This window comes from Streptococcus oralis (genome assembly GCF_001578945.1).
GTDB classification, from domain to species: Bacteria; Bacillota; Bacilli; order Lactobacillales; family Streptococcaceae; genus Streptococcus; species Streptococcus oralis_Q.
This window is the reverse complement of sequence record NZ_KQ969601.1, coordinates 1-510: the sequence shown is the minus strand read 5'-3', so window position 1 is coordinate 510 and position 510 is coordinate 1. Positions and strand designations below refer to the sequence as shown.

1 protein-coding gene is annotated in these 510 nt (G+C 46.7%); it reads left to right on the top strand.

Annotation, left to right across the window (positions count from 1 at the left end; translation table 11 throughout):
* The coding region (locus tag SORDD16_RS09980) for an RHS repeat-associated core domain-containing protein (RefSeq protein WP_241734069.1) at positions 1–510 on the top strand (510 nt) is incomplete at both ends.

Here is a 510-nt window from a genome sequence, read left to right as displayed (position 1 = left end):
GACAGCTACAACTACTTGACCAACCAGTCAGGCTCTGTGACAGGCTTGACCAAGGATGGACAAGCCGTCGCCTCAACTAGCTATCATCTCTATGGGGCAAGAAAGACAAGCACAGATACAACAGGGAATCCATTCGCCTATAACGGTGAAGCTCGTGACGATACCGGACTTGACTATTTACGCGCAAGGTATTATGATAGTCAGGGAGGTACTTTCTTAACCGAGGATAGCTACCCAGGGGAGGACACAGATCCTCTCAGCCAGAACCGCTACAGCTATGTGCAGAACAATCCCGTCAACTATACTGACCCAAGTGGGCACTTCTGGAACAGTATCAAAAAAGGCTGGAATTATGTTAAAAAGACAGCCTCTAATGCTTGGAATGGTGTTAAACGAGTCGCCTCTAATACCTGGAATACGGCTTTACAGAATACATTGAAGCATGTATGTAATCCAAAAACAATCGGTGCCTCCGATAAGGGAGGAACTAAAGTCCCATCTGTCGCAGAT